General features: G+C 67.6%; 10 protein-coding genes. 5 read left to right on the top strand and 5 right to left on the bottom strand.

Features of this window, described 5'->3' with window-relative positions:
* Window positions 1-90: 90 nt before the first annotated feature.
* The 5 genes from hpaE to JWP60_RS21970 all read right to left on the bottom strand — a co-directional run bounded on the left by hpaE (window position 91) and on the right by JWP60_RS21970 (window position 4,223).
* The gene (gene hpaE / locus JWP60_RS21990) at window positions 91-1,551 is read right to left on the bottom strand and encodes a 5-carboxymethyl-2-hydroxymuconate semialdehyde dehydrogenase (RefSeq protein WP_299796100.1); all 1,461 of its coding nucleotides are present in this window, start codon (window positions 1,549-1,551) and stop codon (window positions 91-93) included.
* Window positions 1,552-1,555: 4 nt separating this feature from the next.
* A complete protein-coding gene (locus JWP60_RS21985) occupies window positions 1,556-2,302 on the bottom strand; it encodes a fumarylacetoacetate hydrolase family protein (RefSeq protein WP_299796097.1) in 747 nt (248 codons plus the stop codon).
* Window positions 2,299-2,922 carry a fumarylacetoacetate hydrolase family protein gene (locus tag JWP60_RS21980; protein WP_299796094.1) on the bottom strand — a complete coding sequence of 208 codons (624 nt, stop codon included), beginning with the start codon at window positions 2,920-2,922 and terminating at the stop codon, window positions 2,299-2,301. Before JWP60_RS21980 ends, JWP60_RS21985 begins: the two co-directional genes overlap by 4 nt.
* The gene (gene hpaR, locus JWP60_RS21975; protein ID WP_299796091.1) at window positions 2,919-3,350 is read right to left on the bottom strand and encodes a homoprotocatechuate degradation operon regulator HpaR; all 432 of its coding nucleotides are present in this window, start codon (window positions 3,348-3,350) and stop codon (window positions 2,919-2,921) included. The genes JWP60_RS21980 and hpaR overlap by 4 nt, the downstream gene beginning before the upstream one ends.
* A 588-nt stretch (window positions 3,351-3,938) precedes the next feature.
* Window positions 3,939-4,223, bottom strand: coding sequence for a cupin domain-containing protein (locus JWP60_RS21970; RefSeq protein ID WP_299796088.1), 285 nt, complete (start codon window positions 4,221-4,223; stop codon window positions 3,939-3,941).
* Between the two features lie 21 nt (window positions 4,224-4,244).
* On the opposite strand from JWP60_RS21970, the gene radA reads away from it, so the two are divergent.
* From radA to JWP60_RS21945, 5 genes are all read left to right on the top strand, one after another.
* Window positions 4,245-5,618, top strand: coding sequence for a DNA repair protein RadA (radA, locus tag JWP60_RS21965; RefSeq protein ID WP_299796084.1), 1,374 nt, complete (start codon window positions 4,245-4,247; stop codon window positions 5,616-5,618).
* Between the two features lie 134 nt (window positions 5,619-5,752).
* Window positions 5,753-6,166, top strand: a complete 414-nt coding sequence (locus tag JWP60_RS21960; protein ID WP_299796081.1) for a hypothetical protein — start codon at window positions 5,753-5,755, stop codon at window positions 6,164-6,166.
* Window positions 6,167-6,272: 106 nt separating this feature from the next.
* Entirely contained in the window at window positions 6,273-6,695 is a 423-nt protein-coding gene (locus tag JWP60_RS21955) for a glycerate kinase (RefSeq protein WP_299796078.1), read from the top strand.
* A gap of 41 nt (window positions 6,696-6,736) precedes the next feature.
* Window positions 6,737-7,675, top strand: a complete 939-nt coding sequence (locus JWP60_RS21950) for a branched-chain amino acid transaminase (RefSeq protein WP_299796075.1) — start codon at window positions 6,737-6,739, stop codon at window positions 7,673-7,675.
* Window position 7,676: 1 nt separating this feature from the next.
* Window positions 7,677-7,889: zinc-finger domain-containing protein (locus JWP60_RS21945; protein WP_299796072.1), on the top strand; the 213-nt coding region annotated here is incomplete at its 3' end.

Genomic DNA, 7,889 nt, shown 5'->3' with positions numbered 1-7,889 from the left:
CCGCCTCCGTCATCAGGCCGAGCGCCTTTTCAATCGTGGCCGGCGTGTCCAGCAGCACCGACGCGGTTTGCGCCACCGTGGCAATCAGTTTCATGCCGCCCCCCAATGTGGGATGTGATGAGATCCGAGCGAGACAGCGATGTTCTTGGGCTCCAGGAACACTTCGTAGCTCCAGGTGCCGCCTTCGCGCCCCGTGCCCGAGGCCTTGGTGCCGCCGAAGGGTTGCCGCAGATCGCGCACGTTCTGGCTGTTGACGAAACACATGCCCGCTTCGACGGCGGCAGCGACGCGGTGTGCCTTGCCGACATTCTCGGTCCACACATAACTCGACAAGCCGTAGTGGATGTCGTTGGCCAGGCGAATCGCGTCGGCTTCGTCCTTGAACGGGATCAGGCAGGCCACCGGGCCGAAGATCTCGTCTTGCGCGATCTTCATGCGGTTGTCGACGTCGGCGAACACCGTGGGCACGACATAGTTGCCCCTCTTCACCCGATCGGGCAGCAGCGGTGCGTCGAGGCCGCCGCACAACAGCGTGGCGCCTTCCTTGCGCCCCAGCTCGATATAGTGGCGCACCTTGGCCAGGTGCGCCGGCGAGATCATCGGGCCGATGATGGTCTGCTCGTCCAGCGGGTCGCCCACCGTGATCTTCCTTGCGCGCGCAACGAATCGCTCCACGAACGACGCGTAGATCGACTTCTGCACCAGGATGCGGCTGCCCGCGGTGCAGCGCTCGCCGTTGTTGGAGAAGATCATGAAGACCGCGGCGTCGAGCGCGCGATCGAGCTGGGCGTCGTCGAAGATCACGAACGGTGACTTGCCCCCCAGCTCCATGCTGAATTTCTTCAGACCCGCTTCCTGGACGATGCGGTTGCCGGTCGCCGTCGAGCCCGTGAAGGAGATCGCGCGCACGTCCGGATGGCGCACCAGCGGCTCGCCGGCATCCTTGCCGTAGCCGTGGACGATGTTCAGCACGCCGGCAGGGATCCCCGCTTCCAGCGCCAGCTCACCGAGGCGCGCTGCGCTCATGGGCGACAGCTCGCTCATCTTCAGCACCGCGGTGTTGCCGAAGGCCAGGCAGGGCGCGACCTTCCACGTGGCCGTCATGAAAGGCACGTTCCAGGGAGAAATCAGCGCGCAGACGCCGACCGGGTGGAACAACGTGTAGTTCAGGTGCGTCGGCGTGGGATAGGTGTGACCGTCCACGCGCACGCACATCTCGGCGAAGTACGAGAAGTTGTCGGCCGCGCGCGGCACGAGCTGCTTGCCGGTCTGCGCGATCACCTGGCCGGTGTCGTTGGTTTCGGTCTGCGCGATCTCGGGGACGTTCTTCGCGATCAGCTCGCCGAGCTTGCGCATGAGCCTGGCCCGTTCGGGCGCCGCCAGCGAAGACCACTTGGGGAAGGCGGCCTTGGCGGCGGCCACCGCCGCATCCACTTCGGCCTCGCCGCCAGCTGCCACTTCGGCCAGCACTTCCTGCGTGGCGGGGTTGACGGTGCTGAAGTAGTCGCGGCCGACGACGGCCTTGCCGTCAATCAGATGTTCGATGCGCATGCGTTTAGGCGATGGTGTTCATGAGGGCACCCAGGCCCTCGATCTCGGTGACGATCACGTCGCCCGGCTGGCAGTCGACGACGCCGTCGGGCGTGCCCGTGAGGATCAGGTCGCCGGGGCTCAGCGTCATGAAGCTGGAGAAGTACTCGAGCAGGAAGGGCACGTCGAAGATCATGTCCTTGGTGTTGCCCTGCTGCGTGACCTGGCCGTTGACCATGGTTTTCAGCGCCAGCGCCATCGGGTTCGGGATGTCCCTGGCATCGACCAGCCACGGCCCCAGCGGCGTCGTGCCGTCGCGGTTCTTCACGCGCAGGTTGGGCCGGTACCAGTTTTCCAGGTAATCGCGAATCGCGTAGTCGTTGGCGACGGTGTAGCCGGCGATGAAGTCATAGGCGTCGTCGCGCTTCACCTTCTTCGCCGTCTTGCCCACCACGATCGCCAGCTCGCACTCGTAGTGCATGAACTTGACGTCGGCCGGCCGCTTCGTGAACTGCCGGTGGCCGTTCAACGCGCGCTCGCCCTTGAGGAACACCAGCGGCTCCGCGGGCGCCTTGAATTCCAGTTCCCTGGCGTGGTCCGCGTAGTTGAGGCCGAGCGCGAGGATGGTCCGCGGGCGCTCGCGCGGTACCAGCGGCGGCAGCCAGGTGACCTGGTCCTGCCAGAGGCGGCGGCCATCCTCGAGCACCACCTGGCCATCGCGCTCGGTGGCGTTGTGGGTCATGCCATCGACTATCACGCGTGCGTGCTTCATGCGGCCTCCGCGACGAAGGTGTTGGTGAGGGTGCCCAGGGCGGGCATGAAGATCTCGACGCGGTCGCCGGCCTTCACCCGCGGGCGGCCGACGTCGCAGCCCAGCATCAGCATGTCGCCTTCGCTCAGCGTCATGAACTCGCTGACCTCGGCCAGCAGCTTGTCGGCCGGGCGCACCAGCTGCGAGAAGCGCACGGTCTGCGCCACCGAGCCGTTGACGCGCACCTCCAGCTTGAAGACCGCGGGGTCGCCCGCTTCGTTGCGCGCGCGGACGCGGTCGCCGATACCGAGGAAGCCGTCGAGCGCATTGAACTTCACCGGCGGCCGGAAGAAGCTCTCGTGCGGGATGCGCACGTCGTTCATCAGCACGAAGCCGGCGATCTCGCGGGCCGACTTCATCACCATGGCGACGGTGGCGCCGACTTCCACTTCCGCCGTGCCGGCTGGAATGGCGATCCGGCCGCCGTTCTCGGTCCAGGTGTTGGCGGGTTTGACGTACAGCACGGGCGCCTGCGGCGGCGCCTTGTACGGGGCCTGGTTCATCTGCGCGGCGAGCGCTTCGAGTTCGCCGCGGAAATTCATCAGCGTGCCGTAGACCGTGCCCCTCTTGACCAGGCTCATGGCTGCTCCAGTGCGATCAGTTGATCCAGCAGCTCGTAGAGCTGCGCCAGTTTCTGCTTGCCCAGCGACTGCTCCAGCCACTGGTAGTGCGCTTCGACGGTGTGCGACAGGCGCTGCACCATCTTCAATCCCTTGGGCGTGGCCTCGACCACCGTCCGTCGCTGGTCGGCCGGATCGCGCTCGCGCCTGACCAGCCCGTCGCGCTCCATGCGCGCCAGTACGCCGGTGAGGCTCGGGCCGAGGATGGTGGCCTCGCGCGCCACCCGGCCGGTCTCCACCGTGCCATGCTCGCCCAGCACGCGCAACACGCGCCACTGCTGGTCCGACAGCCCATGCTCGCGCAAGCCCGGCCGCGTGCGCACCATCAGCGCCTCGCGAGCCTGCAGCAGCAGGCGGGCGAGATTGCGGTGGGCGAAGGGGGTGCTCACGGGGGCAGGAAGTGGTGGGGCGATATTTAACATGTTAAATGATACCCAGGGGCAGGCGCAAGCGCGTCGAACCATGTCATTGCGGGCTTGACCCGCAATCCACGCGCCCGACGAGCGCCGCATGGATCCCGGCTCAAGGCCGGGATGACATCCAACCCGGGGTGCATCCAACCCGCGATGGGATGCAACCCGGGATCACCCTCTCGCGTGCGAAGCTCAATCCGCGCTCGCCCCCGACGCACGCACCACCTGCGCCCAGCGCTCCGTCTCGGGGCGCCATCTGCAGCGCCAGCAGCCGGCCCAGCATGTCGGCGGTGCCCGGGGGCGGATACGCGACCACGATGGTGATCGGCTTGTCTCCTGGGATGGTTCTCGTGCCCCGCGCCCCGTACCGATCAGTGCGAGCGCATCGCCGGGCGCGGCGTTGCCGCGCCAGGCGACGTGCAGGTTCGGCTTGATCCACCGGCAGGAACACTCGCTGTCACCCGCGGCCAAGGCCTTCGCGGATTTGCTGGCGAACGAGTTCGGAGGCCAGGCTGGCAGGACGCCCTCTCCGCGAGCGAGAGGGAACAATCCGGGCGCTGGCGCTCAGAAATTGGTCCGCGCCACCCAGTAGGTTGCCCCCTCCGGGCCATAGCGTTCGGCGTGCGGCTTGCCCGGCGGCAGGTCGAAGCGGTCGCCGGGGCGCAGGTGCTGTGTCTCGCCATCGACGGTGAGCCACATCTCGCCCTGCACGACCATGGCGCGTGCGTGGAAGTTGTGGGTGTGCGTGTCCTGCACCGTGTCGGCGTCCCAGGATCGCGTCATCACTTCGCTGCAGCCGCGCGCGCGTTCGGCGGCCTCGAACTCGGAGAAGGGCTGGGGAGTGTTCATGAGGCATCCTACACTCGGGTCATGGCGAAGGACAAGACGGTCTATACCTGTAGCGAATGCGGCGGCAGCACCCCGAAGTGGCAGGGCAAGTGCCCGAATTGCGGGGCCTGGAACACCTTGATCGAGAGCGTGGCGGAGCCCGCCGGGGCGGCGCGCAATCGCTTTGCATCGCTGGCGCCCGCCTCCGAGGTGGCGGTACTCGCGGACATCGAGGCGGCCGAAGTGCCGCGCACGCCCACCGGCATCGCCGAGCTCGACCGCGTGCTCGGCGGCGGCATCGTCGCGGGCGGCGTGATCCTGATCGGCGGCGACCCCGGCATCGGCAAGTCGACGCTGCTGCTGCAAGCCGTCGACGGCCTGCAGCGCACCGGCGTGCCGGCGCTCTATGTGACCGGCGAAGAGAGCGGTGCGCAGGTGGCCCTGCGCTCGCGGCGCCTCGGCCTCGATCACTCGCAGGTGAAAGTGCTGGCCGAAACGCAGCTGGAAAAGATCCAGGCCACCATCGCCGCGCAGCAGCCCGCGGTGGCGGTGATCGATTCGATCCAGACCGTGTACTCCGAGCAGCTGACCTCCGCCCCGGGCTCGGTGGCGCAGGTGCGCGAGTGCGCGGCGCACCTCACGCGCGCGGCCAAGTCCGGAGGCACGACGATCGTGCTGGTCGGCCACGTCACCAAGGAGGGCGCGCTGGCCGGCCCGCGCGTGCTGGAGCACATGGTCGACACCGTCCTCTATTTCGAGGGCGATACCCATTCCAGCTTTCGACTGGTGCGCGCCATCAAGAACCGCTTCGGCGCGGTCAACGAGATCGGCGTGTTCGCGATGACCGAGAAGGGCCTGAAGGGCGTGGCCAATCCGAGCGCGATCTTCCTGTCGCAACACAGCGAGCCGGTCCCCGGCAGCTGCGTGCTGGTGACGCTGGAAGGCACGCGGCCGATGCTCGTGGAGATCCAGGCGCTGGTGGACAGCGGCGGCCCCAGCCCACGCAGGCTCTCCGTCGGCCTCGATCGCGATCGCCTCGCGATGCTGCTCGCTGTGCTGCATCGGCATGCCGGAGTGGCATGCATGGACCAGGACGTGTTCGTCAACGCGGTGGGCGGCGTGCGCATCAGCGAGCCGGCGGCGGACCTGGCCGTGATGCTGGCGATCGCCTCGTCGCTGCGCGGCCGCGCCTTGCCGAAGGGCTTCATCGCGTTCGGCGAGGTGGGGCTCGCGGGTGAAGTGCGGCCGGCGCCGCGCGGGCAGGAGCGACTGCGCGAGGCCGCCAAGCTGGGCTTCTCCGTGGCCGTCGTTCCGAAGGCCAATGCGCCCAAGGGAGGGCGCGATTTCGAAGGGCTGACCATCCACCCGGTGGAGCGCATCGAGCAGGCGCTGGAAGTCGTGCGCGGCCTCGGCTGAGCCTGGTTGCACGGCTCTTCCACGATGGGGCCACAGCGAGGGCCGCATCGTGCGGATGCCGCGGCCCCTTGGTGCCGCGCCCCCAAGCGGGACCGCGCGGCACCCCGCCGTAACCGCTTACAGCCTCCCTTGGCTTGGGCGCATCGGTCTTCCATAGTGAGCTCGCGTCTGGAAAACGTCCGCACGCATCCCCCGTCACTCACCAGGAAATCATCATGAACAGCTTCAAGAATCTTGCCCTTCCCGTGTTCGCCGCCGTCGTCTGCCTGGGCGCCGCGAATGTCACCTTCGCCCGCGAAGCCAGCGAAGCCCCGCGTGGCCAGGACAACGGCCGCCACGGTGGCAAGGCGATCGACGTGCCGCAGCAGCTGATGGCGCGCGAAGCCGGTGAAGCCCCGCGTGGCCAGGATCACGGCCGTCGCGGCGGCAAGGCGATCGACGTGCCGGAGCAGCTGATGGCCCGCGAAGCCGGCGAAGCGCCGCGCGGCCAGGATCACGGCCGCCGTGGTGGCAAGGCGATCGAATCGATGGAGCGCGACGCCGCCTGATCCCGCTGCACCGGGCCGATTTGCAAACGCCTGTAATCGGCCCGGTCAGCACCAACGTGCCAGGGCGCCGCAACGGCGCCCCTCCCGCGACCACGACAATGCGGGGATGAGCTGGCAAAGGATTGCAATTCCCCTGATCGGTGTGGCCGCGGCGTTCGTGGCCTGGCGCAACTACGGCTGGTCCGGCGTGGCGTTCGTGGTCACCGGTAGCGTCCTGTGGATGCTGCTGCACTTCACTCGCATGATGAAGGTGCTGCAGCGCGCCTCGCGGCGGCCGGTCGGTTATTGCGACAGTGCCGTGATGCTCAATGCGAAGCTGCGCCGCGGCGTGAACCTGCTGCACGTGCTGGCCCTCACGCGTGCGGTCGGCGAGTCGGTGAGCCCCAGAGAGCAGCAGCCGGAGGTCTATCGCTGGACCGACGCCGGCGCGTCTTCGGTCACCTGCGAATTCGCCGGGGGCCGGCTGGTGAAGTGGGAGCTGCTGCGGCCAGCAGCCGCGGGCGAGCAGGGGGAACCGGGCGCGCCGTAAAATGGACGGTTTCGCGAATCCCACCCCACAAGGACACTCTCATGAGCCCGGTAGTACCCTCGATGGCCGACCGTGACGGCAAGATCTGGATGGACGGGGAGCTGGTCGAATGGCGCGACGCCAAGATCCACGTGCTCACCCACACGCTGCACTACGGCTGCGGAGTGTTCGAGGGCGTCCGTGCCTACAACACCGTCAACGGCACCGCCGTCTTCCGCCTGCAGGACCACACCGACCGCCTGTTCAACAGCGCCAAGATCCTGCGCATGCAGATTCCCTTCTCCAAGGAGCAGGTGAACGAGGCGCAGCGTCAGGTGGTCAAGTCCAACGGCCTCGAATCCTGCTACATCCGCCCGCTGGCGTGGATCGGTTCGCAGAAGATGGGCGTGAGTCCGAAGGGCAACCAGATCCACCTGATGGTGGCGGCCTGGCCCTGGGGCGCGTACCTCGGCGAGGAAGGCATGCAGCGCGGCATCCGCGTCAAGACCTCCAGCTACACGCGCCACCACGTCAACATCACGATGACGCAGGCCAAGGCGGTCGGCAACTACAGCAACTCGATCCTCGCCAACATGGAAGCGCTGGACGACGGCTACGACGAGGCGCTGCTGCTCGATAGCTCCGGCTTCGTCTCCGAAGGCGCGGGCGAGAACGTGTTCGTCGTCAAGGACGGCGTGGTCTACACGCCCGACCTGTCGGCCGGTGCCCTGAACGGCATCACGCGCAACACCACCATGGCGATCTGCAAGGACCTCGGCATCGAGCTCGTGCAAAAGCGCATCACGCGCGACGAGATCTACATCGCCGACGAATGCTTCTTCACCGGCACCGCCGCCGAAGTCACGCCGATCCGCGAACTCGATCGCGTGGAGATCGGCATCGGCCGCCGCGGGCCGGTGACGGAGAAGATCCAGAACGCGTTCTTCGACATCGTCAACGGCCGCAACCCGAAGTACGCCCACTGGCTGACGAAGGTCTGAGATGAGCATCGTGCGCAAGGAAGCCGTGGTCGAGCTGGCCGCCAGGGACCTGAACTCCAACGGCGGCATCTTCTGCCCCAGCGCCAAGGCCGACATGAAGCTGTGGAACGGCCACCCGCGCGTGTACCTGGACGTCGCGCAGAGCGGCGGGGCCAAGTGCCCGTACTGCGGCACCGTGTACAGGCTGCGCGAAGGCGAGCACTTCGGCGGCGGA

The sequence above is a fragment of the Ramlibacter sp. genome, assembly GCF_028291745.1.
Taxonomy (GTDB): Bacteria; Pseudomonadota; Gammaproteobacteria; order Burkholderiales; family Burkholderiaceae_C; genus Ramlibacter.
The sequence above is the reverse complement of the archived record's forward strand: the minus strand, read 5'-3'. Positions and strand labels throughout refer to the sequence as shown.